This window comes from Pseudomonas iridis, assembly GCF_017980685.1.
In the GTDB taxonomy this organism is placed as follows: Bacteria; Pseudomonadota; Gammaproteobacteria; order Pseudomonadales; family Pseudomonadaceae; genus Aquipseudomonas; species Aquipseudomonas iridis.
Genome location: NZ_JACXXO010000004.1, coordinates 93479 through 117315 on the forward strand (window position 1 = coordinate 93479; position 23837 = coordinate 117315).

Sequence of the window (23837 nt, forward strand, 5' to 3'; positions counted from 1 at the left end):
CCAGCGATGAGGCCGGTGGCCGCTCTACATAATCAAGCCTCAGGCCAGAACGCCCGAATCCCGGCCACACCCTGCGCGCCAACACCCCAGGCCTTCTCGCGCTCCGCCGGGCCAACTCCCCCCAACAAAAACACGGGTTTGCTGAAGCCCTCGATCAGCGTCGAAGCCTGCTCCCAGCCCAGTGGCTGCGCATCAGGATGTGTCAAGGTCGGCTGCACCGGCGACAAGGTCACGAAATCCACACCCATCTGCTCGGCCAGCGCCAGTTCTTCGGCGTTATGGCAAGACGCCGCGAGCCAGCGCTGCGCCGGCAACGGACGCCCCGCCGCCGCGTATTTACGCAACTGCGCAGACGTGATGTGCCACCCGGCAGACGGAAAATCACCGAGCCATTCGAATGGTCCCTTGATCATCAACTGCGCCTTGCCCGCACACAGCCCCGCGGCGTCCACCGCCAGATCGCGGTACTTCGGGTCATAGCCATTGGGGGCGCGCAGCTGGATCAATTTGATCCCGCCGGCAATCGCTTTCTGAATCCCGCGCAGCAAGGCCGGGGTTTCCAGATCTTCCGGTGTGATCAGGTATTCGGCAGGCAAGCGTGCCGCTGCGACGATCGGCTGGTTGGCGGCAGGGAACTCGTAGTTCGCCAGCTCCTTCGTCGTCACCCAGGCCAATGGCTGGCCTTCGGCACCGTGCGGCTCGCCGCTGAAACCCGACACTTCCCAGACATCCAGCAACACCTGTTTGTCCGGGTAATCGTGACGCACCTTGATCAACGGCCGAGCGGCACCTACGGTGATGCCCAATTCTTCTTGCAGCTCTCGGGCCAGCGCGGTTTCGACCGATTCGTCGGCCTCGACCTTGCCGCCGGGAAACTCCCACAAACCACCCTGATGCTGGGTGTCGGCACGGCGGGCGATAAGGATTTTGCCACTGCTATCACGAATGACAGCGGCGGCGACGTGTACGCGTTTCACGGATTCAATTCCTCCAGTCCAGCCTTTTGCCACGCCTTGAAGGCGGGCCATTGGTAGACGGTTTCAACATAGGCTTCGTCGGCGTCCGGCAGTTTCACCTGATAGGTGCGCAGGCGCACGGCGATCGGCGCAAAAAACGCATCGGCCAGGCTCACCCGGCCAAACAGGTACGGCCCGGACTCGGTGGCGACGGCACGGCATTCTGCCCACAACGCGAGCATGCGCTCGATATCGACCTTGACCTCTGGCGGCACCGGATTCAGCGGCGCGTCGTGGCTCAGGTTGAACGGCATGTGGTTGCGCATGGCGAAGAAGCCGCTGTGCATCTGCGCACAGGCTGATCGGGCCTGGGCCCGGGCGGCGATATCGGTTGGCCAGAGTTGCTCGGAAGGAAACTGCTCGGCCAGGTATTCGGCAATCGCCAGCGAATCGGCAACAGTGCCGTGGGCGGTTTTCAGCAGCGGTACCTTGGCGGTCGGCGAATGCTTGAGCAAAAGCGCACGGGTGTCAGGCTTGCCGAGTTTGATCAACTCTTCGGTGTAGGGGGCGCCGGTCAGCTCAAGCGCCAACGCGGCGCGCAACGACCAGGAGGAAAGCAGTTTGTCGCCGATGATCAGGTGCAGGGACATGGTGTGGCGCCTTTTCGTCAGTGGAAAAACCTTGGGATCAGTTGGGTCTGGACCGCCACCTTCGCGAGCCGGCGCGCTCCCACAGAGTTCACCGGTGCCCACAACTTTTGTGAGCACCCGAGATCAGTGTCGGAACGCGCCTGCTCGCCAATGGAGCGACTCGGTCTCAGACTGGATCAGGTCCGGTACTCGGCGTTGATCTTCACATATTCGTGCGACAGGTCGGTGGTCCAGATGGTTTCGCTGCAATCGCCGCGACCCAGTTCGATGCGGATGGTGATCTCTTCCTGCTGCATCACCGCCGAACCCTGCGCTTCAGTGTAGGTCGCGGCGCGGGCGCCACGGCTGGCGATGCACACTTCGCCGAGGAACACGTCGATCTTGCTCACGTTCAGATCCGGCACGCCGGCACGACCGACAGCCGCCAGAATACGGCCCCAGTTCGGGTCAGAGGCGAACAGCGCGGTCTTGATCAGCGGCGAGTGCGCCACAGTGTAGCCAACGTCCAGGCATTCCTGGTGATTGCCGCCGCCGTTCACTTCAACGGTCACGAACTTGGTGGCGCCTTCGCCGTCACGCACGATGGCCTGGGCCACGTCCATGCACACTTCAAATACAGCCTGCTTCAACTTGGCGAACAGTTCGCCTTCGGCACGGGTGATTTGCGGCAGTGCAGCCTTGCCGGTGGCAATCAGCATGCAGCAGTCGTTGGTCGAAGTGTCGCCGTCGATGGTGATGCGGTTGAACGACTTGTTGGCGCCGTCGAGCATCAGGTTTTGCAAAACGTCACGGGAAACTTTGGCGTCGGTAGCGATGTAGCCCAGCATGGTCGCCATGTTCGGGCGGATCATGCCCGCGCCTTTGCTGATGCCGGTGACGGTGACGGTCACGCCGTCATGCTGGAACTGGCGGCTGGCGCCCTTGGGCAACGTATCTGTGGTCATGATCCCGGTGGCGGCCGCTTCCCAGTTGTTTTCCGACAGATCGTCCAGTGCGGCTTGCAGTGCACCTTCGATCTTCTCGACCGGCAGTGGCTCGCCGATGACACCGGTGGAGTACGGCAGAATCTGGTTTGCATCGACGCCGGTCAGCTCAGCGAGCTTCGCGCAGGTGCGCTCGGCGGCGGCCAGGCCCGGCTCACCGGTACCGGCGTTGGCGTTACCGGTGTTGGTCAGCAAGTAGCGCACATCGTTCTGTACGCGCTTCTTCGCCAGGATCACCGGCGCTGCACAAAAGGCGTTCAAGGTGAACACGCCCGCCACCGTCGAACCTTCGGCGCAGCGCATCACCACGACATCTTTGCGCCCGGGGCGCTTGATGCCGGCCGAGGCAATACCGAGTTCAAAACCGGCAACCGGGTGCAACGTTGGCAAAGGACCAAGACCAACAGCCATGAATGCGCTCCTTACTCAATGATGTCTGCACCGCCCATTTGCAGGCAGTGGTTTGAATGGCAAAACGCCGCGACGGCAGGAGCCGGTCGCGGCGCGGGATATTTCAGCGGTTGAAACGGGTTTTACTGGATCTGCCCGTGGCAATGCTTGAATTTCTTGCCCGAACCGCAGTAGCACAGTTCGTTGCGGCCCAGCTTCTGCTCGTTGCGAACCGGGGCGGTGGCGAGGGCCACATCGACCTCTTCAGCGAGCAATTCCGGTTGCTCCAGACCTGGCGCTTCGGCGTGTTCGAACTGCATGCGGGCGGCCAGTGCTTCGGCCTCCTGACGCAGACGTTGCTCTTCGGCTTCCGGATCTTCGCGGCGGACCTGAACGTGCGACAGCACACGGATCGAGTCGCGCTTGATCGAATCGAGCAGCTCGGAGAACAGCGTGAACGACTCGCGCTTGTATTCCTGCTTCGGGTTCTTCTGGGCATAGCCACGCAGGTGGATGCCGTGACGCAGGTGATCCATGGTCGACAGGTGGTCTTTCCACAGATCATCCAGCACGCGCAGAACGATTTGCTTCTCGAAGGAGCGCAGTGCCTCGGCACCGGCCTGATCTTCTTTCTCGTTGTACGCGGCCATCAGCTCGGTCATGAGCTTCTCGCGCAGGGTTTCTTCGTACAGGTGATCGTCTTCGTCGAGCCACTGCTGGATCGGCAGCGCCACACCGAAGTCGCTCTGCAGCGAAGCTTCCAGACCGGCGACGTCCCACTGCTCTGGCAGCGATTGCGGCGGAATGTGCGCGCTGACGGTAGCGTTGAGTACGTCCTGACGGAAGTCAGCGATGGTCTCGCCAATGTTGTCAGCGGCCAACAACGTGTTACGCATGTGATAGATCACTTTACGCTGTTCGTTGTTGACGTCATCGAACTCGAGCAGTTGCTTGCGAATGTCGAAGTTACGGCCTTCAACCTTGCGCTGCGCCTTCTCGATCGCGTTGGTCACCATGCGGTGCTCGATCGCTTCGCCCGGCTGCATGCCCAGGGCTTTCATGAAGTTCTTCACCCGGTCAGAGGCGAAGATGCGCATCAGGCTGTCTTCCAGCGACAGGTAGAAGCGGCTGGAACCGGCATCACCCTGACGACCGGCACGGCCACGCAGCTGGTTGTCGATACGACGGGATTCGTGACGCTCGGACGCGATCACCTGCAAGCCGCCGGATTCCAGCACTTGTTGGTGACGCTTCTGCCAGTCGGCCTTGATCTGGGCGATCTGCTCAGGCGTCGGATCTTCCAGCGACGCCACTTCAACTTCCCAGTTGCCGCCCAACAGGATGTCGGTACCACGACCGGCCATGTTGGTCGCGATGGTCAGTGCGCCCGGACGACCGGCCTGCGCGATGATCTCGGCTTCTTTTTCGTGGAACTTGGCGTTCAGAACCTTGTGTTCGATGCCTTCCTTCACGAGCAATGCGGACATGTGCTCCGAAGTTTCGATGGTCGCAGTACCCACCAGCACCGGACGACCGGCAGCCATGCTTTCCTTGATGTCGGTAACGATTGCCGCGTACTTCTCTTCGGCAGTCAGGAACACTAGGTCGTTGAAGTCCTTACGCGCCAACGGCTTGTTCGGCGGAATGACCATCACTTCCAGACCATAGATCTGGTGGAATTCGAACGCTTCGGTGTCAGCGGTACCGGTCATGCCGGACAGCTTGGTGTAAAGACGGAAGTAGTTCTGGAACGTGGTCGATGCCAGGGTCTGGCTCTCGGCCTGAATGTTCAAGCCTTCTTTGGCTTCGATGGCCTGGTGCAGACCTTCGGACAAACGACGGCCCGGCATGGTACGACCGGTGTGTTCGTCGACCAGTACGACCTGACCGTCCTGCACGATGTATTCAATGTTGCGATTGAACAGCTTGTGCGCACGGAGACCGGCATAAACGTGGGTCAACAGGCCCAGGTTATGTGCCGAGTACAGGCTCTCGCCTTCAGCCAGCAGGCCGACGCGGGTGAGCATGTCTTCGATGAACTGGTGACCGGCTTCGTTGAGTTCGACCTGACGGGTCTTCTCGTCAACGGTGTAGTGGCCAGCCTTGGTGACTTCCCCTTCGACTTCCTCAACGTGCAGTTCCAGCTGCGGGATCAGTTTGTTGATCTCGGTGTACAGCTTGGAGCTGTCCTCGGCCTGACCGGAAATGATCAGCGGGGTACGTGCTTCGTCGATGAGGATGGAGTCGACTTCGTCGATCACGGCAAAATTGAGTTCGCGCTGGAATTTTTCTTCCATGCTGAACGCCATGTTGTCGCGCAGGTAGTCGAAACCGAATTCGTTGTTGGTGCCGTAGGTGATGTCCGCAGCGTAAGCCTGGCGCTTCTCTTCCGGTGGCTGGAACGGCGTCACGACGCCGACAGTCAGGCCGAGGAATTCATACAGCGGGCGCATCCAGTTGGCGTCACGACGCGCCAGGTAGTCGTTCACCGTCACAACGTGCACGCCCTTGCCGGACAGTGCGTTGAGGTAAACACCCAGGGTCGCCACGAGGGTTTTACCCTCACCGGTACGCATTTCGGCAATCTTGCCTTCGTGCAAGGTCATGCCACCGACGAGTTGCACGTCGAAGTGGCGCATACCCATGACACGCTTGCCGGCTTCGCGGGCAACCGCAAAGGCTTCTGGCAACAGCTTGTCGAGGGTTTCCCCTTTGGCGATGCGGGCCTTGAACTCTTCAGTCTTGGCGCGCAATTGATCGTCCGAAAGGGCTACCATTTGCTCTTCGAAGGCATTGACGTTCTGTACCGTCTTGAGCATGCGTTTGACTTCACGCTCGTTCTTGCTTCCAAAAAGTTTCTTTAACAAAGGCGCAAACATATCGGCAGGATCTTCCACACTAAAGGGATGGAGGGCGGCCCCGTGAGTCGCCCGAGCAGCCCTCATGGCCGCATGCGAACGAGCATTCTACCCGGAAACGGTGGTGAGGAAAGTGGCGATGTTCCACGATGCTGGCACTGCGCTTTGACGGGGCTCACTTAAAATAGGGGCGTTTTGCTCAACTTCAACCCACACGGGAAAGAAGTTAGTCGTTGATTTAATGGGTAAAGCAGGGTCAAAAGCAATGGGCGAGTGATTTCGGTGCTTTCTGCTACCATGGCGCTTCTGTTACTTCAGGTGTTCGATCATGGCATTTCGCCCTCTTACGGCCAAAGCACCCGCCGTTTTGCTACGCGAAGCCAAGCCGCTCAAAGCCATCCTCGGCCATGCCCATCGACTGGGTCATCTGCAACGCCTGCTCGAAAGCCAACTGCAACCCGCCGCCCGCGAACATTGCCATGTAGCGTCGTGGCGTGAAGGCAATCTGCTGTTGATCGTGACCGATGGCCACTGGGCCACGCGCCTGCGTTATCAGCAAAAACGCCTGCAACGGCAATTGCAGATGTTCGATGAGTTCGCCAGCCTGACGCGGATTCTGTTCAAGGTGCAGCCGCCGACGGTTCAGCGCGGGGCGACCGGGCACACGATGGATCTGTCGACGAACGCGGCGGCGACCATTCAGGCCACGGCAGACGGGATTAGTGACCCGGGCTTGCGCGCTGCACTGGAGCGGTTGGCGGCACACGCGAAAGACAAAACCTGACATTTTCCAAAGCTGATTCCAATTCAATGTGGGCGCGAGCCTGCTCGCGAAGAGGTCGTGTCAGACACCCTAGAGCTGAATGACACACCGCTTTCGCGAGCAGGCTCGCTCCCACATTTGGATCCGCATCCATCCAGTCCTGCAGCCACACCGCTGGGGTCAGCGGCGCTTGCTGCCGCCGAGCAGCGAGCCCATCAGGCCGCGCACCAGTTGTTTGCCCAGGTTATTGGCTGCCTGGCGCATGGCTGACTTCAAGGCCTGGCCCGCCGCCGTGCCGAGAAATTCTCCGGCACGATCAGCCAGGCTTGGTTCCTCGGCGGCAGATTTGCCCACTGGTGCCTCTGCCTCCGGCGCCAGGCCTTTACGCCCCATGAGGATTTCATAGGCCGACTCGCGATCGATCGGTTTGTCATAGCGCCCTTTGAACGGTGACCCGGCAATCAGCACCGTGCGCTCGGTTTCCGTCAGCGGCCCGATCCGCGACTGCGGTGGCGCCACCAGCACGCGCTGAACCACTTCCGGCGTGCCTTTTTCCGTCAGTGTGCCGACCAGCGCCTCGCCGATCCCCAGCTCAGTCAGCACCGACAGACTGTCGAATGCCGGATTGGGCCGGAAGCCGTCCGCCACCGCGCGCAGGGATTTCTGCTCTTTGGCGGTAAACGCGCGCAAGCCGTGCTGAACGCGCAGGCCCAACTGCGCCAGCACGTCGTCCGGCAAGTCGGCTGGCGATTGAGTGACGAAATACACACCCACGCCCTTGGAACGGATCAACCGTACCACTTGCTCCAGCCGCTCCTGCAACGCCTTGGGAGTGTCGCCGAACAGCAAATGCGCCTCATCGAAAAACAGCGCCAGCAGCGGTTTGTCGGCATCGCCGCGCTCCGGCAACTGCTCGAACAATTCGGCCAGCAGCCACAACAGGAACGTGGCGTACACCTTCGGCGCCTCGTGCACCAGACGACTTGCATCCAGCAGATGAATGCGCCCACGGCCATCGGCGGCCGGTTGCAGGATGTCTTCGAGCTGCAGCGCCGGCTCGCCGAACAGGGCTTCGGCGCCCTGCTGTTCCAGGGTTGCCAGGCGGCGCAACAGCGCCTGACTGGAACCGGTGGTCATCAGCGCCGCGTCTTCGCCCAACAACTGCGGGTTGTCCTTGAGGTGGTTGAGCAGCGCTTTCAGATCCTTCAGATCCAGCAGCAACAGCCCTTCGCGATCCGCGACCTTGAATGCGGCATACAACGCCGACTGCTGACTGTCGGTGAGTTCCAACAGACTGCCGATCAACAGCGGGCCCATTTCGCTCAACGTGGTGCGCAATGGATGACCGGACTCGCCGTGAATATCCCACAACGTCACCGGATAAGCCTGCGGCTGATGATTGAGCCAAGGCATGCCGGCGATGCGTTCGGCGACCTTGCCCTGAGGGTTTCCGGCAGCACCGAGGCCGCACAGGTCGCCCTTGATGTCGGCAGCAAATACAGCGACGCCGGCGTCGCTGAAGGCTTCGGCCAGGCGCTGCAAGGTCACGGTTTTACCGGTACCGGTGGCGCCGGCGATGAGACCGTGACGGTTTGCCAGGCGCATGGCCTGTGCGATCGGTTGCCCGGCGAGATCGGCGCCGATTACGAGTTGCGATGAGTCAGGCATTTTGTCACCCAATGGTTAATCTTTAATTCGCGATGGCCGATAGATAAAGGCGTAGACCTGACTGAAAAGTCGGCAGGACATTTCCCTAAGGAGAGACGGAAATATCAGCTTTTATTCACCCTTGCCCATATTGCGCGTCTTTATAAAAGCACGCCCAGGACATTAAGACCTTAGCGGAACCCCAAGCCATGAACAAAAATCTGCGCTTCAGCCATAAAATTTTGCTTGCCGCCGCCCTCATCGTCATCGCCGCTTTTGCCTCGTTTACGCTTTACAACGACTGGCTACAGCGCAACGCGATTCGTGAAGACCTGGACAACTATCTAAACGAGATGGGCGAAGTCACTGCCGGCAGCATCCAGACCTGGCTCAGCGGCCGCATTATGCTGGTCGAGAACGCCGCCCAGAACATTGCCATCAACCCCGAACCCGCCAACGTCGCCAGTCTGCTGGAACAGAAAACCCTGACGTCGACGTTCATGGCCACCTACCTAGGCGATGCCACTGGCCACTTCACCATCCGCCCGGACGTGAAGATGCCCGACGGTTTCGATCCGCGGGTTCGCCCTTGGTATAAAGGTGCCGAGAGCAGCAGCACCTCGACCTTGACCGAACCGTACATCGACGCAGCCACCGGTCAGTTGATCATCTCCGTCGCCACCGCCTCGAAAAAATCCGGCCAGAGCGTCGGCGTGGTCGGCGGCGACCTGAGCCTGCAATCCCTGGTCGACACCCTCGCCGCCCGGGATTTCGACGGCATGGGTTATGTGTTCCTGGTCAGCGCCGACGGCAAGATTCTGGTGCACCCGGACAAAGCCCTGGTGATGAAATCACTCAAGGAAGCGTATCCACAGGACACCCCGCGCATCAGCAGCGATTTCAGTGAAGTCACCGTCGATGGCAAAACCCGCATCGTTACCTTCGCGCCGATCAAAGGCTTGCCGTCGGTGAACTGGTACATCGGCCTGTCGGTGGACAAGGACCAGGCCTTCGCGATGCTCAGCGAATTCCGCACCTCTGCCGTCATTGCGACCATCATCGCCGTCGGCATCATCCTCGCCCTGCTCGGCATGTTGATCCGCATCCTGATTCAGCCTTTGCACGTCATGACCCGCGCCATGGAAGACATCGCCGATGGCGAAGGTGACCTGACCAAGCGCCTGACCATCGTCAATAACGATGAATTTGGTGTGCTGGGTACGGCGTTCAACCGCTTCGTCGAGCGGATCCACGGTTCGATTCGCGAAGTGTCGTCGGCCACCGGCCAAGTCAACGAAGTCGCCCTGCGCGTGGTCGCTGCGTCTAATTCGTCGATGTATAACTCCGATCAGCAGGCTTCGCGCACCAGCAGTGTCGCCGCCGCGATCAATCAGCTTGGCGCCGCCGCGCAGGAGATCGCCCGCAATGCCGCCCAGGCCTCGAATCAGGCCAGCGACGCCCGCGGCCTCGCCGAAGACGGCCAGCAAGTGGTGGATCGCAGCATCAAGGCGATGAATCAACTGTCGAGCATGCTCAGTGCGTCGAGCAGCAACATCGAGTCGCTCAACAGCAAAACAGTGAACATCGGGCAGATTCTCGAAGTGATCACCAGCATTTCCCAGCAAACCAACCTGCTGGCGCTCAACGCGGCCATTGAAGCGGCGCGTGCCGGTGAGGCCGGTCGTGGTTTTGCCGTGGTGGCGGACGAAGTGCGTAATCTGGCGCACCGCACTCAGGAATCGGCGCAGCAAGTGCAGACCATGATCGAAGAGCTGCAAGTCGGCGCGCGGGAATCGGTGAGCACCATGAGTGAGAGCCAGCGTCACAGCCAGGACAGCGTCGAAATCGCCAACCTTGCCGGAGAGCGTCTGAACAGCGTGACTCAACGGATTGGCGAGATCGACGGGATGAACCAGTCGGTGGCGACCGCGACCGAGGAGCAGACGGCGGTGGTCGAGTCGATCAACGTCGACATCACCGAGATCAACACGCTGAACCAGGAAGGCGTGGAGAACCTGCACGCAACGCTGCGCGCGTGTTCGGATCTGGAGCAGCAGGCTTCGCGGTTGACGCAATTGGTGGGAAGTTTCCGCATTTAAGATCAAGAGCTTACCCCCTCACCCCAACCCTCTCCCCCAGAGGGGGCGAGGGGAAAGGGAGCCGATCTTCAAGCTTTTCAAATCTGAGTTCAACTCGGCATCTCAGGTCGACACAGCAACCCCAAACACTTCGATCAGGTCCCCTCTCCCTCCGGGAGAGGGGGCTTCCTGAGTTCAACTCTGAGCTTCAGGTCGACACAGCACCCCCAGACACCTCGATCAGTCCCCTCTCCCTCCGGGAGAGGGTTAGTGAGGGTGCTCTTCGTTCCAGCGCAAAAATCCCGACAGAACATCTATTCTTCATAAAGGTCAACCAAGGGAGAACAACAGCGGAGGGATGATCACCGTGCACATTGCCGACATCACCATGTTCTACGCCCCGGCCAGCGGCGGCGTACGCACTTATCTGGATGCCAAGCACCGTCGGCTGGGCATCAAATCCGGGATTCGCCACAGCTTGCTGATTCCCGGCGCAAAATTCGGCGAACACGATGGCGTCTACAAGGTACCCGCCCCTGCCCTGCCCTTCGGCAAGGGTTATCGCTTCCCGGTACGCCTGGCCCCGTGGCGAAATGTCCTTCAGGATTTGCAGCCGGATCTGATCGAAGTCGGCGATCCGTACCTCACGGCGTGGGCCGCTCTGGATGCCCGGCGACAACTGGATGTGCCGGTGATCGGCTTTTATCATTCCGACCTGCCGCTATTGGTCAGTAACCGCATGGGCCATTGGGTCACGCCGAACATCGAGGCTTACGTCACCAAGCTCTACGGCAACTTTGACCGGGTTCTCGCGCCCAGTCAGGTCATGGCTGACAAACTCACCGGCCTCGGTGTGCGCAACGTCTTTGTGCAACCGCTGGGTGTCGATCTGCAAACCTTCAACCCTGCCGTCCGTGATTCAGGCCTGCGCGCCGAATTGGGGATCGACGAAGACACGCGCCTGCTGATCTTCGCCGGGCGTGGTTCGAAAGAGAAAAACCTGCCGGTGCTGCTCAAATGCATGCAACGCCTCGGCCCGCGCTATCACTTGTTGTTGGTCGGTTCGTCGATGCCTGCTGTGGTGCCGGATAACGTCAGTGTCATCAATGAATTCTGCACGGCACCAACCGTTGCACGACTGATGGCCAGTGCCGATGCGCTGCTGCACGCCGGTGATCAGGAAACTTTCGGCCTGGTGATCCTTGAGGCCATGGCTTGCGGCATTCCGGTCGTGGCGGTGGCGGCCGGGGCGTTTGAAGAAATCGTCTCCGATTCGTGCGGCCTGCTCTGTGCACCGAATAACCCGCAGGCGATGGCCAATGCCGTGCGCGAATTGTTCAGTCGCGGCGTTATCAAACTTGGCGCTCAGGCGCGCCAACATGTCGAACACCATTACGCCTGGGACACGGTGGTCGACAGCCTGCTGAGTCACTACCACGCGGTCCTCGGCCACGCGATTCCGCGGGTGGCTAATGGCTGATCTCATGAACCGACCCGCTGTGCTGCTGGTGTTGCATGATGTGGCGCCATCGACCTGGGCGGATTACCAACCGTTTGTCGAGGCGGTCGATGCACTCGGCAACGTGCCGATGACCTGGCTGGTAGTGCCGGACTTTCATCGCCACGACAATCTCGATGCGCACGCGGATTTTCGGCAGTTGCTGAGCAAGCGCGTCGCCCGTGGCGATGAATTGGCCCTTCACGGTTTTTTCCATGATGACCAGGAGCCTCGACCGCGCACACCAAGAGACTGGTTCATGCGCCGCGTCTATACCCATGAGGGCGAGTTCTATCGATTGTCCCACGAGGCCGCCCTCGCCCGTCTTCGCGCCGGCATTGAGATGTTCCAGCGCTACGACTGGCCATTGCACGGCTTCGTCGCCCCGGCCTGGTTGATGAGCGAAGGCACACGCCTGGCGCTGCGCGAGTTGCCGTTGCGCTACACCAGTGATCCGCAGCATCTGTATCGTTTGCCGGATTTCACCCCGATCGACGCACCGGGTCTGGTCTGGAGTGCCCGCAGCGCCTGGCGTCGTGGCCTGTCAAAAATCCTCAGCGACCAACGTGAACAGCGCTGGCGCCAAGCGCCGGTGATTCGGCTAGGATTGCACCCGGTGGACATGCGCCACGGGTTCTCCCGCGAATATTGGCGCAATACCCTCGAACGGCTACTGACGGATGGACGAGTACCGATGACCAAAATCAACTGGCTGGCCCAACAGCGCGGCCAACTGGAACGCGCCGCATGAACCGCGGCATTGTGTTGCTGATCGGACTGCTCGCTGCGGTGCTGATTCCACTGCTGCTCGGTGGCAGTGAAATCTGGGCGCGCCTGCAAAGCTTTCCCCTGAAGTGGCTGCTGATCATGTTCGGCATGATTCTGCTGTGCTGGGGCATCAACACCTTGCGCCTGCGGTTGTTGCTGGGCGATCAACGCGACCGCGTCACGCCGCTGAAAAGCCTGGGCGTGGTCATGGCGGCCGAGTTCGCCTATTGCGCGACACCCGGCGGCAGCGGCGGGCCGCTGACGATCATGGCGCTGTTGGCCCGCTGCGGCGTACGGCCGGCCCGTGGCAGTGCGGTGTTTGCCATGGATCAACTCAGCGATCTGCTGTTTTTTCTCTGCGCCCTGAGCGGAATTCTGATTTACGCACTGTTTCAGCACCTCAGCGACCGTATGGAATGGCTACTGGTTATCAGCGCCGTGTCGCTGTTCGGCGGGTTGTGCAGTTGCGTGCTGCTGGCGCGCTACCATCGCCGGCTGATTCGCCTGAGCGGCCGGGTGCTGGCACGCATGAACGTGCAACCCAACACCCGTCGTCGCTGGGCACGCAAGCTGCTGCATTTTCTCGCTGCGTTTATCGATACGCTGAAATTGCCATGGCAAACCTTGAGCAAAGTCTTCGCCCTGACCTGTGTGCATTGGCTGCTGCGCTACAGCGTGCTGTATCTGGCATTGCGCGGCCTGGGAGCGGATTTGCAGTGGGCCTGGAGTTTTCTGGTGCAGATGCTTTCGCTGGGCGCCGGGCAGTTCAGCCTGTTGCCCGGTGGCGCGGGCGCTGCGGAGTTGACCTCGGCGGCGCTGCTGGCACCCATGGTCGGCAAATCGACAGCAGCGGCGGCGATTCTGATCTGGCGAGTGGTGACGTTTTACTTCTATCTGGTAGTGGGTGGGCCGGTGTTTCTGCTGATGCTTGGGCGACCGCTGCTGAGAAAACTGATGAAAGTCAGGCAGGCTTCTTAGCCTCATCCTGTTCATCTATAAGTTGTTCCCACAACTCGGCCGCACCGGGAAACTCGGTGCCATCCTCCGGGCTCATGTCATCCGGGTCATAGCGACTCAAACAACCCTCGCCCACAGTAGCGGGGGCTTTGGAAGTGGCTTTGTCCAGTGGATCGCTCATGGCTTTTCCTCGGATCAAAAAACGGCAAAGGGGTTTATACAAAAAAGGGCCTGGACGATTGAACGCCCAGGCCCTTCCTTTTTCAAGCATCCGTGAGTTCGATCAGAACACCACAGTCTTGTTGCCGTGCACCAGCACTCGATCTTCGAGGTGATAACGCAGACCGCGCGCCAGAACCATCTTCTCGACGTCACGACCGAAACGCACCATGTCTTCGATGCTGTCGCTGTGGCTGACGCGCACAACGTCCTGCTCGATGATCGGGCCCGCGTCCAGCTCTTCGGTCACGTAATGACAGGTCGCGCCGATCAGCTTCACGCCACGCAGGGACGCCTGGTGATAAGGCTTGGCGCCGACGAACGACGGCAGGAAGCTGTGGTGAATGTTGATGACCTGGTGCGCATATTCGCGGCACAGCGCCGGCGGCAGGATTTGCATGTAGCGCGCCAGTACGACAACTTCGGCGTCGTGCTGTTTGACCAGACGCGACACTTCGGCGAAGGCCGGTTCCTTGTCCTGCGGATTGACCGGAACATGGTAATAAGGAATGCCGTGCCACTCGACCATGCTGCGCAGGTCATCGTGGTTGGAAATCACGCAGGATATTTCGCAATCCAGCTCATCGCTGTGCCAGCGGTGCAGCAGGTCAGCCAGGCAGTGGGATTCGCGGCTGGCCATCAACACCACGCGTTTTTTCTGCTCGGTATCGGTGATGCGCCAGTCCATCGAGAACTCTTCGGCGATTGGCGCAAACTTCTCGCGCAATACTTCAATACCGAACGGCAGCGAATCGGCACGGATCTCGTGACGCATGAAGAACCAGCCAACCTGATTGTCGGAGTGGTGGCTCGCTTCGGTGATCCAGCCGTTGTGGGATGCCAGAAAATTACTGACTTTGGCAACGATGCCAACGCGGTCCGGGCAAGAAATCACCAGCCGAAAAGTGCGCATGAGGGGGTAACTCCAGAACTTCGCAAAGGCCGCCATTCTAGCGACTGCGCAGGAAAACTGCAGTATTGATGAACGCGCACGCGCGACCCGCCCCGCAGCATGGCGTTTTTCACGGGACCACCGTCAACTTGCCCACCCACCATTGGCCCCTCTTGTGCCGTTCACTGTGAATATCTGTGATGACTGCATCACACTATTTAACTGAACATTCAATTTGCTGCTAATTCTTGTAACTCATTTAAATAAAAAACCCGGTTAAATGTTTACTTGATGAAACAGCCTGACTATTATTGCGCCACTGTCCCCTGCAATTCAGCACTCTACTAAGGTAGTAATCATGTCCTTGATCAACGAATATCGCGCCACCGAAGAAGCAATCAAAGAGCTGCAAGCCCGTTTGAAGAACCTGTCGCAAGACGACAAACTGCAAACCGAGCTGGAATTCGAAGGCAAACTGCGCACCCTGATGGGCGAATACTCCAAATCCCTGCGTGACATCATCGCGCTGCTGGATCCGGAATCGAAAACCAAAGCACCACGCGGCGGCGCAGTAAAAACTACCGGCACCAAGCGTGCTCGCAAAGTTAAACAATACAAAAACCCGCACAATGGCGAAGTCATCGAAACCAAAGGTGGCAACCACAAAACTCTGAAAGAGTGGAAAGCCAAGTGGGGCGGTGACGTGGTTGAAGGCTGGGCTACCCTGCTGGGCTAAGCCGCAACGCCTTCGCAGAGCAATCCGCGAAAACAGAAACGCCAGCGAATGCTGGCGTTTTTTTATGCCTGGAATTTGCTCCCGGCCATGTTCGATTTCAAAGATTCAAACGTTTGCGTAATGCCTGGACATAATTCTGCCATTCATTGAGCACCTCTTTCTGCATCGGTGTCGCACTTAGCAACCATTGCTCTGCGGCCTCCGTAAAAGATTTCAAGGTATTGGGTGCACCCCATTCAGGCTCGGACAAACGCTGCCGCAAAAATATTTGCCAGCGTTGCTGCTCTTCAGAATTCAACGTCTCTGGAAAATTACGCGCTCGATATCGAAAGAGTAATTCAGGCAAACGTTCATCATCGAAAGGCCATTGCTCTTGCGCCAATTGAGCAGGATCGGCCGCTCTGACTTGCTCACATAGACGCCGGTCGCGGTCACCGATAAATCCGTCGTACAACTGTTGTTCCGGATCCTCGCTCGGGGTGAAATCTTCACTGGCATAAATCGCCGCAACTTTATCTTTCCAAACTTGTTGTGCGTCAGTTAGTCGCAGCGTTCGTTCCTGATAAAGCGCCATGTCCAGGCCCAGCCTTTGCTGATCCTGCGCACGCAATACCGTCAGCGGTGCCACCACCGGGCAACGGTTTATATGAATCAACTTGAGCGGCACCGGCAACTCGCCTTCCAGCAAATCGTCACGGCGGGTGTACAAACGCTGGCGCAGGGTTTGCGCATCCAGATCAAGCAAGCCCTGCGGATCGAGGTGCAAGTCGCAGACGATCAAGGCGTTGCGGTTTTTCGGGTGCCAGGCCAGCGGCAATACAACGCCGACATAACTGCGCGCCGCGGAGAAGCGTCCGCTGATATGCACCATCGGCTGTAACAGGCGAATCTGATCCATGACCTTTTGCTTGCTGCGCAACTGGAACAGCCAGTCGTACAGCTTTGGCTGCTTTTCACGGATCAACCGCGCCAGCGCGATGGTCGCACGCACGTCCGACAAGGCTTCGTGGGCATGCCCGTGATCAATGTTGTTGGCGGCCGTCAGGCGCTCGAGCTTGAGGGTCACCCGCCCCTCGTCATCGGTGGGCCAGACCAGCCCGTCCGGACGCAAGGCATACGCGGCACGCACCACGTCGATCAAGTCCCAGCGACTGTTGCCGCCCTGCCATTCGCGCGCATATGGGTCGAAGAAATTGCGATACAAGCTGTAGCGGGTCATCTCGTCGTCGAAACGCAAGGTGTTGTAACCCGCGCCACACGTGCCGGGAGCGGCCAGTTGCGCGTGTACCCGGGTCATGAAATCGGCTTCGCTCAAACCCTTTTCGGCGAGCTGGCTCGGGGTAATGCCAGTGATCGCGCACGCGGCCGGGTGCGGCAGGATGTCTTCGCTGGGCTGGCAGTAGAGATTGACCGGCTCGTCGATTTCGTTGAGTTCATGGTCGGTGCGAATCCCGGCAACCTGCAGCGGCCGGTCGCAACGGGGATTGATGCCGGTGGTTTCGTAGTCGTACCAGAAGATGGAAGTCACGGGCGGTTCCTGAACTGAAGATCGGCGAAGTCTAGGCGCTCAACCGCGGTCGCGGCCAGCCTCGCGTCATTCAACCACCGGGCGACACGCGATGTGCAATACATAGTTATGTCGTTTTCCCCCGAGAGGCTGCTAGCATCGACCCCACTTGCATCCCGAACAGGCGAACATCAGGTAGCCCATGCTTGAACCCACAGCACCGCCAAGGAAAGCACCGCTGGATACGCGGTATCAGGTCGAAACGCCGGAGGGTATCGACTTGCCGTTGCGTCCTGCCGGGTTGATGGTGCGGGCCATCGCCTTCGCGATCGATCTGGGGATTCGTGGCTTGATCATGGGTGTGCTGTTTATTGTGCTGGCGTTGCTCGGCAGACTCGGCATGGGCCTTGGCTCGCTGCTGTTGTTTGCGATCAGCTGGTGGTACATGGTGCTGTTCGAAGTGCTGCGTCAGGGGCGCTCGCCGGGTAAACAATGGATGGGATTGCGGGTGGTGCACGACGACGGCACCCCCATCGGCTGGTCGGCCTCCTTGCTGCGCAACCTGCTGCGTTTTGTCGACCTGCTGCCGTTCGGCTACTTCCTCGGCGCCATCAGTTGCCTGCAACACCCGACCTTCAAACGTCTGGGCGATATCGCCGCCGGTACGCTGGTGGTGTACAGCGAACGCCCGCTGACCCGCCCGCAATTACCCGACGCCGAACCCCGCCGTGCGCCTGTGCCGCTCACCCTGAGCGAGCAACGTGCTGTGCTCGGGTTTGCCGAACGCCAAGGTGAACTGTCACCCGCGCGGGTCAATGAGCTGGCCGGTTTGCTGGCCCAGCCGCTGCATATTTCCGCCCCCAAAGCCGTCGCCGAACTCAACGGGATCGCTCGCGGTTTGTTGGGCCCGACATGAAGCAAAGTCTTTTCGAAAGTCGCCACAAGGCCGAATGGGAGCGCTTTGCGCTGGCCCTTGAACGCCTCGAACGAGGCAAGGAAACCTCGCAAGTGGCGGGTTTTCCCAAGGCTTATCGACGCCTTTGCCAACACCTGGCGCTGGCGCAGGAACGCGGCTACAGCAGTTTCCTCATCGACACTCTGCAACAACAGGTGTTGCGCGGCCATCAACAGCTGTACCGGCATCGCAGTCGACTGGGCGCCAACCTGATTGGCTTCATCCTCGCCGGTTTCCCCCGGCTGGTGCGCAGCGAATGGCCCTTCGTGCTTGTCGCCGGCCTGCTGTTTTTTGGCAGCCTGATCGGTGTCGGCGTGCTGGTCTACATGTTCCCCGAGTTGGTTTACAACCTCATCCCCGCCGATCAAGTGCGTGAAATGCAAAGCATGTACGACCCGGTGGCCGGCCACCTCGGGCGCCCGGCCGAGCGAGCTGCCAGCGAGGACTGGGTGATGTTCGGTTACTACGTGATGCACAACATCGGCATTGCCTTTCAGACGTTCGCCAGCGGTTTGCTGATGGGCGTGGGCAGCGCGTTTTTCCTGTTCTACAACGGTCTGGTCATCGGTGCCGTGGCCGGGCACCTGAGCGAAATCGGTTTCGGCCAGACTTTCTGGTCATTCGTCATCGCCCATGGCGCTTTCGAACTGACGGCCATCGCCCTGGCCGGCGCCGCGGGGCTGGAACTGGGCTGGGCATTGATTGCACCGGGGCGCCTGACCCGCACAGAAGCGTTGAAACGCGCCGCACGCAAGAGTGTGCTGCTGATCTGTGGGGTCATGCTGTTCCTACTGATCGCAGCGTTCATTGAAGCGTACTGGTCGTCGAAAACCAGCGTCGCGCCGCTCACCAAATACCTTGTCGGCGGCGGTCTGTGGATATTGGTCGCGAGCTATTTGCTGTTCGCAGGAAGGACCCGTCATGCGCCTGAGTGATGCCACCGTGGTGATCCGCCCGCGCACAACATGGGAAGCCATGGATCTGGGCGTGCTCATGAGCCAGCAACACCGGCGCCTGTTGATGACCAGTTGGGCAATCGTCACCCTGCCGCTGTTCGCCCTGCTCAGCGTATTGTTGTGGGACTCGCCATCCCTGGCGGTGTTTATCTTCTGGTGGCTGAAGCCGGCCTACGAACGCCTGCCGCTGTACATTCTGTCCAAAGCCCTGTTCGGCGAAACCCCCACACTCAAGCAAGCCCTGCGCGAGTGGCCGCGCCTGCTCAAGCCACAATTGCTGGCCAGCCTGACGTGGCGACGGCTGAGTTTCAGCCGCAGTTTCCTGATGCCCGTGGTGCAACTCGAAGGCCTGGACGGCAGTGCACGGCAACAACGTCTACAGGTGCTGCTGCAACGCAACGCCGGCGCCGCGCAGTGGCTGACCATCATCGGCGTGCATCTGGAAACGGCGCTGTGGATCGGCCTGTTGGTGCTGTTCTACCTGCTGTTGCCGCAGCAGATTGAAACCGATTGGGACTGGCAGTCGTTGATTCTCGCGGCGGATCACGAATGGCGCTGGCTGGAGCACCTGACCAATGTCTTTTATGCGCTGGTGCTGGTGGTTTGGGAGCCGATCTACGTGGCCTGCGGGTTCAGCCTTTATCTGAACCGGCGCACGCAACTGGAAGCGTGGGACATTGAACTGGTGTTCCGACGCTTGCGCCAACGGCTGAGCAGCAGCGTGCTCGGCGTGCTGCTGGCGGTGTGTCTGCTGCTGCCACCTGTGCAACCGGTCTGGGCTGCCGAGCCTGTTAATGCACCGGACGCTCCACGGCTGTTGAATCAGCCACTGACCAGTCAGGCATCACGCGACAGCATCAAGGCACTGCTCGAACAACCACCCTTCAAGAACCCGGAATCCGTCACCCGTTACCGCTTTGGCGATGACCCGGCAAACACTGCCAAAGAAGAACAACCCGGTGAAGCCCCGCAGTGGCTCAAAACCCTGCTGGGCTGGCTGGATGGCCAGCACTTCAACGCCTTGGCCACGATCATCGAAGTATTGCTGTGGGGCACATTGATCGCTGCGCTTGGCTGGCTGATCTGGCGTTACCGCGAGTTTCTGCAAGCGTTCGTCAGCCGCCGGCCGGCCCTGCCCGCCCGGGCAAAACGGCCCGCGCCGCAGCAAGCCTTCGGCCTGGATCTGAACCGCGACACCTTGCCCGACGATATTGCCGCCCACGCCGAACAACTCTGGCAGAGTCAGCCACGCGCGGCCCTGAGCCTGCTCTATCGTGGCCTGCTCAGTCACTTGCTCCACGACTTCGATCTGACCCTGAAAGCTGCCGACACCGAAAATCAGGTGTTGGCGCGAGTCGAACAACTCCAGCGTCCGGAGCTGCTCGCTTTCAGCCGCACCCTGACCACCCATTGGCAGAACATGGCCTACGGGCATCGCGAACCGGCGGTGCACCTGCAACAGGAATTGTGCGATGGCTGGCGCGCGTTATTCGGCCATGGAGCGTCCCGTTGAATCGGCGCGCGTTGTGGTGGGTCGGCGCATTGCTCGTCGCGCTGCTGAGTGTGCTGGGCATTTTTCTCTACCTTGTGGCCAAGCCTTATCAGGAACAGATCGATCACGGCCCATCGCCCGCCGCCCAGGCCAACCCTTATCTGGCGGCGGAAATGTTCTTGCGTGAGCGCGGCATCAACGTCAGCCATGCCGAAAGCCTTGCTGTGCTGCCGGATATCGAACCGCACGGGCACACCCTGCTGCTGTTCAACGACCGCTCGCGGATGACCCCGCGTCAGGTCGATCAAGTCTTGAACTGGACGCGGGCTGGCGGGCGGCTGGTGTTCGTCGCCGAATCGTTGTGGGATGAACAGACAAAACAGAGCAACGACCTGTTGCTTGATCGGGTGCAACTGCATCAATCCCTGAGCAAGGATCTGAAGGATTCGCCCGCCGATCAGGAAAAAGATCCGTACCCGAAATTGACCAAGTTGTATCTGGAGGACGAAGACGCCCCGGCCTACGCCGGGTTCGACACCGACTTCCACCTCGACGACCCGAAGAATCTTGCGCAAGCCTGGGCCAACAGCGCCAAGGCCACACACATGATGCAACTGGCCTACAGCCTCGGTTCGATCACAGTGGTCACCGATGCCGAGTTGTGGAAAACCACGGCGATCGCCCAGTACGACAACGCCTGGCTGCTGTGGTATCTGAGTGCCGACACCGATGTCACGCTGATCTACAACACCGAACACGATGGCTTGCTGACGCTGCTCTGGCGCTATTTCCCGCAAGCCATCGTCGCCCTGCTTGCGCTGATCGGTTTGTGGCTCTGGCAGGCCGGCGTGCGCCACGGCCCGCTTCAGGCGCCAGCCCCGAATGGCCGCCGGCAGTTGCAGGAACACTTGCGCGCCAGTGCCGATTTCATGCTTCGGCACAACGGTCAGCAAGCGCTGTTGCAGGCACTGCAACAAGACGTGTTGCGCCGTGCCCGCCGCCGCCATCCTGGTTTTGATCAATTGAATGTTGCCGAACAATGGCTGGCGTTGTCGCGTCTGACCCGACAACCCACCCGCGCCATCAGCCAGGCCTTGAGCCCGGTGCCGAACCGGCGGCTGCCCAGCGCCGATTTCTGCCGCCAGGTCGCCCACCTGCAAACCTTGAGGAACACGCTATGACTGAACAGATCGAGCCCGGCAGCGCCAGCCACGCCGCCCAGCAACGCCAGCGCGCCAGTCAACTGGCGCAAGCGGTGCGCAGCGAATTGCGCAAAGCGGTCATCGGCCAGGACCCGGTGATTGATGACGTGCTGACGGCGTTGATCGCTGGCGGCCACGTGCTGCTCGAAGGCGTTCCCGGACTGGGCAAGACCTTGCTGGTGCGGGCATTGGCGCGTTGCTTTGGCGGCGAGTTCGCACGCATTCAATTCACGCCCGACCTGATGCCCAGCGACGTCACCGGCCATGCCGTGTATGACCTGCACACCGAGCAATTCAAGCTGCGCAAAGGCCCGTTGTTCACCAATCTGCTGCTGGCCGACGAGATCAACCGCGCCCCGGCGAAAACCCAGGCGGCGCTGCTCGAAGCGATGCAGGAGCGCCAGGTCACGCTGGAGGGACGCGCCCTGCCGATCGCTCAGCCATTCATGGTACTGGCGACGCAAAACCCGATCGAACAGGAAGGCACCTACCCACTGCCCGAAGCCGAACTAGACCGCTTCATGCTCAAGGTGCGCATGGACTACCCGGATGCGGAACAGGAACTGAACATGGTGCGTCAGGTCAGTCGCTCGACCCGCGCCGACATGCTTGATGTGCAGCCGCTGCGCACCGTGCTGCAAGCCAAGGACGTGCAGGCCCTGCAACGCATCGCCAGTGATTTACCGCTGGATGATCAGGTGCTCGATTATGCCGTGCGCCTGGCGCGCAGCACCCGCACCTGGCCAGGCCTGAGCCTCGGCGCCGGGCCACGCGCCACGATTGCGCTGGTGCGGTGCGCCCGCGCCAGAGCCTTGTTACGCGGCGGTGAATTCGTGATTCCGGATGACCTCAAGGGCTGCGCGCTGGCGGTGTTGCGCCATCGTGTGCGCATTGCCCCGGAGCTGGACATCGAAGGCCTGCAAGTCGATCAGGTGTTGCAACAACTGCTCGACCAAGTCCCGGCACCGCGTCTGTGAAACCCTCCAAACTGTTATTGAGCTGGGTCGCCGTGCTGCTGGCCATCGGCATCGTGCTCGGCACTTTGCAGGCCTTGCAAATCGAGCTCCCGGCCAGTCTGCTGTCGATCAACTGGGGACTGCTGCTGGCACTGTTGGCGTTGGCGACACTCGACGCAGTGCGCCTCAAGCGTTTGCCCACCGTGCGGATCAAGCGACAGATGCCCGGCAGCCTCGCATTGGGACGCTGGGGTGAGGTGCAGCTCAAGGTTGAACACGATTTCGCCGAGCCATTGAACATTCAGATTTTCGACCATGTACCCGATGGCCTGAGTTTCGAAAACCTGCCGTTGAATGTTGCGCTGCAACCGGGTCAGCACAGCCAGATCAGCTATCGTCTGCGCCCGCTCAAGCGCGGGCATTTCAGCTTCGAACAGTGCGAAATCAGCCTGCCGAGCCCACTGGGTTTATGGTCGGGCAAACGCCTGCTCGGCGTGATCGACAACACCCGGGTTTATCCGGATTTCGCGCGACTCTACGGCGGCCAGTTACTGGCGGTAGACAACTGGCTCAGCCAGCTCGGCGTGCGCCAACGGCAGCGTCGCGGCCAAGGGCTGGAGTTTCACCAGTTGCGTGAATTTCGTGAGGGCGACAGTCTGCGTCAGATCGACTGGAAGGCCACCGCCCGCCAACGCACACCGATTGCCCGCGAATATCAGGACGAGCGCGATCAGCAGATCATCTTCATGCTCGACTGTGGCCGACGCATGCGCAGTCAGGACGATGAGCTGTCGCACTTCGATCACGCGCTCAATGCCTGTCTGCTGCTCGCTTACGTCGCGCTACGCCAAGGCGATGCGGTGGGCCTGAGCACTTTCGCCGCTGATCAGCCGCGCCATCTGGCGCCAGTCAAAGGCAGCGGTCAACTGAACGTGTTGCTCAACGCCGTCTATGATCTGGACAGCACGCAACGCCCTGCCGATTATCAGGTCGCGGCCAATCAATTATTGGCGCAACAGAAGCGCCGGGCGCTGGTGGTGCTGGTCACCAACCTGCGCGATGAAGACGATGAAGAACTGCTCAATGCGGTCAAGCGCCTGGGCAAGCAACACCGCGTGCTGGTGGCGAGTCTGCGCGAGGAAAATCTCGACACGTTGCGTCATTCCCCGGTGCAAACCCTGCCGCAAGCACTGGCCTATTGCGGGACGGTGAGCTACTTGAATGAACGGGCAGAACTCCATGAGCGGTTGCTCGCTCATGGCGTTCCGGTGGTGGATGTAAGGCCCACAGAATTGGGGGCCGAACTGGTGAGTGGGTACTTCGCACTGAAAGGGGCGGGAGGCTTTTGATTGATAGCAAAACGCCCCTTTCGAG

Annotated in this window: 20 protein-coding genes and 1 pseudogene; 13 read left to right on the forward strand and 8 right to left on the reverse strand. The window is 60.2% G+C overall.

Annotation, left to right across the window (positions count from 1 at the left end):
• Positions 1 to 32: 32 nt before the first annotated feature.
• The 4 genes from IEQ42_RS09710 to secA form a co-directional block, all read right to left on the reverse strand.
• On the reverse strand, positions 33 to 977 hold the full coding sequence (locus IEQ42_RS09710; protein WP_210703359.1) for a Nudix family hydrolase: 945 nt from the start codon (positions 975 to 977) through the stop codon (positions 33 to 35).
• Positions 974 to 1606 (reverse strand): glutathione S-transferase family protein, encoded by a 633-nt coding sequence (locus IEQ42_RS09715; protein ID WP_210703360.1) that lies wholly within the window; start codon positions 1604 to 1606, stop codon positions 974 to 976. The genes IEQ42_RS09710 and IEQ42_RS09715 overlap by 4 nt, the downstream gene beginning before the upstream one ends.
• A 176-nt stretch (positions 1607 to 1782) precedes the next feature.
• Positions 1783 to 3000 carry a bifunctional glutamate N-acetyltransferase/amino-acid acetyltransferase ArgJ gene (argJ, locus tag IEQ42_RS09720; protein ID WP_210703361.1) on the reverse strand — a complete coding sequence of 406 codons (1218 nt, stop codon included), beginning with the start codon at positions 2998 to 3000 and terminating at the stop codon, positions 1783 to 1785.
• Between the two features lie 122 nt (positions 3001 to 3122).
• Positions 3123 to 5858, reverse strand: coding sequence for a preprotein translocase subunit SecA (gene secA, locus IEQ42_RS09725; protein WP_210703362.1), 2736 nt, complete (start codon positions 5856 to 5858; stop codon positions 3123 to 3125).
• Positions 5859 to 6165: 307 nt separating this feature from the next.
• Here secA and IEQ42_RS09730 point away from each other — a divergent pair, with 307 nt between their 5' ends.
• A complete protein-coding gene (locus IEQ42_RS09730) occupies positions 6166 to 6621 on the forward strand; it encodes a DUF721 domain-containing protein (RefSeq protein ID WP_042560657.1) in 456 nt (151 codons plus the stop codon).
• 159 nt (positions 6622 to 6780) lie between these two features.
• Here IEQ42_RS09730 and IEQ42_RS09735 read toward each other — a convergent pair whose 3' ends face one another.
• Positions 6781 to 8268, reverse strand: a complete 1488-nt coding sequence (locus IEQ42_RS09735) for a helicase HerA-like domain-containing protein (RefSeq protein ID WP_210703363.1) — start codon at positions 8266 to 8268, stop codon at positions 6781 to 6783.
• A gap of 188 nt (positions 8269 to 8456) precedes the next feature.
• Here IEQ42_RS09735 and IEQ42_RS27720 point away from each other — a divergent pair.
• From IEQ42_RS27720 to IEQ42_RS09755, 5 genes and pseudogenes are all read left to right on the forward strand, one after another.
• Positions 8457 to 9488: pseudogene (locus IEQ42_RS27720) on the forward strand (HAMP domain-containing protein); the annotation flags it as partial.
• A gap of 93 nt (positions 9489 to 9581) precedes the next feature.
• Positions 9582 to 10346 (forward strand): methyl-accepting chemotaxis protein, encoded by a 765-nt coding sequence (locus IEQ42_RS27725; RefSeq protein WP_390896373.1) that lies wholly within the window; start codon positions 9582 to 9584, stop codon positions 10344 to 10346.
• A 337-nt stretch (positions 10347 to 10683) separates the two neighbouring features.
• Positions 10684 to 11805: an N-acetylglucosaminyl phosphatidylglycerol synthase gene (locus IEQ42_RS09745; RefSeq protein WP_210703364.1), complete on the forward strand. Its 1122-nt coding sequence runs from the start codon at positions 10684 to 10686 to the stop codon at positions 11803 to 11805.
• Positions 11798 to 12574, forward strand: coding sequence for an N-acetylglucosaminyl phosphatidylglycerol deacetylase (locus IEQ42_RS09750; protein ID WP_210703365.1), 777 nt, complete (start codon positions 11798 to 11800; stop codon positions 12572 to 12574). Before IEQ42_RS09745 ends, IEQ42_RS09750 begins: the two co-directional genes overlap by 8 nt.
• A complete protein-coding gene (locus IEQ42_RS09755) occupies positions 12571 to 13569 on the forward strand; it encodes a glucosaminyl phosphatidylglycerol flippase (RefSeq protein WP_210703366.1) in 999 nt (332 codons plus the stop codon). Before IEQ42_RS09750 ends, IEQ42_RS09755 begins: the two co-directional genes overlap by 4 nt.
• Here IEQ42_RS09755 and IEQ42_RS09760 read toward each other — a convergent pair.
• Positions 13553 to 13729, reverse strand: coding sequence for a hypothetical protein (locus tag IEQ42_RS09760; RefSeq protein ID WP_210622681.1), 177 nt, complete (start codon positions 13727 to 13729; stop codon positions 13553 to 13555). The genes IEQ42_RS09755 and IEQ42_RS09760 overlap by 17 nt on opposite strands.
• Positions 13730 to 13831: 102 nt before the next feature.
• Positions 13832 to 14680 carry a formyltetrahydrofolate deformylase gene (purU, locus tag IEQ42_RS09765; RefSeq protein WP_042560661.1) on the reverse strand — a complete coding sequence of 283 codons (849 nt, stop codon included), beginning with the start codon at positions 14678 to 14680 and terminating at the stop codon, positions 13832 to 13834.
• A gap of 337 nt (positions 14681 to 15017) precedes the next feature.
• On the opposite strand from purU, the gene mvaT reads away from it, so the two are divergent.
• The gene (gene mvaT, locus IEQ42_RS09770) at positions 15018 to 15395 is read left to right on the forward strand and encodes a histone-like nucleoid-structuring protein MvaT (protein WP_007933316.1); all 378 of its coding nucleotides are present in this window, start codon (positions 15018 to 15020) and stop codon (positions 15393 to 15395) included.
• Between the two features lie 97 nt (positions 15396 to 15492).
• Here mvaT and sbcB read toward each other — a convergent pair whose 3' ends face one another.
• Positions 15493 to 16923, reverse strand: a complete 1431-nt coding sequence (sbcB, locus tag IEQ42_RS09775; RefSeq protein ID WP_210703367.1) for an exodeoxyribonuclease I — start codon at positions 16921 to 16923, stop codon at positions 15493 to 15495.
• 181 nt (positions 16924 to 17104) lie between these two features.
• Here sbcB and IEQ42_RS09780 point away from each other — a divergent pair, with 181 nt between their 5' ends.
• The 6 genes from IEQ42_RS09780 to IEQ42_RS09805 are packed head-to-tail and all read left to right on the forward strand — an operon-like array spanning position 17105 to position 23812.
• On the forward strand, positions 17105 to 17818 hold the full coding sequence (locus tag IEQ42_RS09780; RefSeq protein WP_210703368.1) for an RDD family protein: 714 nt from the start codon (positions 17105 to 17107) through the stop codon (positions 17816 to 17818).
• Positions 17815 to 18792, forward strand: coding sequence for a stage II sporulation protein M (locus IEQ42_RS09785; protein ID WP_210703369.1), 978 nt, complete (start codon positions 17815 to 17817; stop codon positions 18790 to 18792). Before IEQ42_RS09780 ends, IEQ42_RS09785 begins: the two co-directional genes overlap by 4 nt.
• Entirely contained in the window at positions 18779 to 20326 is a 1548-nt protein-coding gene (locus IEQ42_RS09790) for a DUF4129 domain-containing protein (protein WP_210703370.1), read from the forward strand. The genes IEQ42_RS09785 and IEQ42_RS09790 overlap by 14 nt, the downstream gene beginning before the upstream one ends.
• The gene (locus IEQ42_RS09795; RefSeq protein WP_210703371.1) at positions 20323 to 21486 is read left to right on the forward strand and encodes a DUF4350 domain-containing protein; all 1164 of its coding nucleotides are present in this window, start codon (positions 20323 to 20325) and stop codon (positions 21484 to 21486) included. The genes IEQ42_RS09790 and IEQ42_RS09795 overlap by 4 nt, the downstream gene beginning before the upstream one ends.
• Positions 21483 to 22484, forward strand: coding sequence for an AAA family ATPase (locus IEQ42_RS09800; RefSeq protein WP_210703372.1), 1002 nt, complete (start codon positions 21483 to 21485; stop codon positions 22482 to 22484). The genes IEQ42_RS09795 and IEQ42_RS09800 overlap by 4 nt, the downstream gene beginning before the upstream one ends.
• Positions 22481 to 23812, forward strand: coding sequence for a DUF58 domain-containing protein (locus tag IEQ42_RS09805; RefSeq protein ID WP_210703373.1), 1332 nt, complete (start codon positions 22481 to 22483; stop codon positions 23810 to 23812). The genes IEQ42_RS09800 and IEQ42_RS09805 overlap by 4 nt, the downstream gene beginning before the upstream one ends.
• Positions 23813 to 23837 lie beyond the last annotated feature (25 nt).

Excerpts from the sequence above, each read along its gene's own strand:
- purU (WP_042560661.1), bottom strand. The coding sequence starts at position 14,680 with ATGCGCACTTTTCGGCTGGTGATTTCTTGCCCGGACCGCGTTGGCATC.
- IEQ42_RS09715 (WP_210703360.1), bottom strand. The coding sequence starts at position 1,606 with ATGTCCCTGCACCTGATCATCGGCGACAAACTGCTTTCCTCCTGGTCG.
- IEQ42_RS09800 (WP_210703372.1), top strand. The coding sequence starts at position 21,483 with ATGACTGAACAGATCGAGCCCGGCAGCGCCAGCCACGCCGCCCAGCAA.
- IEQ42_RS09750 (WP_210703365.1), top strand. The coding sequence starts at position 11,798 with ATGGCTGATCTCATGAACCGACCCGCTGTGCTGCTGGTGTTGCATGAT.
- IEQ42_RS09755 (WP_210703366.1), top strand. The coding sequence starts at position 12,571 with ATGAACCGCGGCATTGTGTTGCTGATCGGACTGCTCGCTGCGGTGCTG.
- mvaT (WP_007933316.1), top strand. The coding sequence starts at position 15,018 with ATGTCCTTGATCAACGAATATCGCGCCACCGAAGAAGCAATCAAAGAG.
- IEQ42_RS09780 (WP_210703368.1), top strand. The coding sequence starts at position 17,105 with ATGCTTGAACCCACAGCACCGCCAAGGAAAGCACCGCTGGATACGCGG.
- IEQ42_RS09735 (WP_210703363.1), bottom strand. The coding sequence starts at position 8,268 with ATGCCTGACTCATCGCAACTCGTAATCGGCGCCGATCTCGCCGGGCAA.
- secA (WP_210703362.1), bottom strand. The coding sequence starts at position 5,858 with ATGTTTGCGCCTTTGTTAAAGAAACTTTTTGGAAGCAAGAACGAGCGT.
- argJ (WP_210703361.1), bottom strand. The coding sequence starts at position 3,000 with ATGGCTGTTGGTCTTGGTCCTTTGCCAACGTTGCACCCGGTTGCCGGT.
- IEQ42_RS09790 (WP_210703370.1), top strand. The coding sequence starts at position 18,779 with ATGCGCCTGAGTGATGCCACCGTGGTGATCCGCCCGCGCACAACATGG.
- IEQ42_RS09745 (WP_210703364.1), top strand. The coding sequence starts at position 10,684 with ATGATCACCGTGCACATTGCCGACATCACCATGTTCTACGCCCCGGCC.
- IEQ42_RS09730 (WP_042560657.1), top strand. The coding sequence starts at position 6,166 with ATGGCATTTCGCCCTCTTACGGCCAAAGCACCCGCCGTTTTGCTACGC.
- IEQ42_RS27725 (WP_390896373.1), top strand. The coding sequence starts at position 9,582 with ATGTATAACTCCGATCAGCAGGCTTCGCGCACCAGCAGTGTCGCCGCC.
- IEQ42_RS09760 (WP_210622681.1), bottom strand. The coding sequence starts at position 13,729 with ATGAGCGATCCACTGGACAAAGCCACTTCCAAAGCCCCCGCTACTGTG.
- IEQ42_RS09785 (WP_210703369.1), top strand. The coding sequence starts at position 17,815 with ATGAAGCAAAGTCTTTTCGAAAGTCGCCACAAGGCCGAATGGGAGCGC.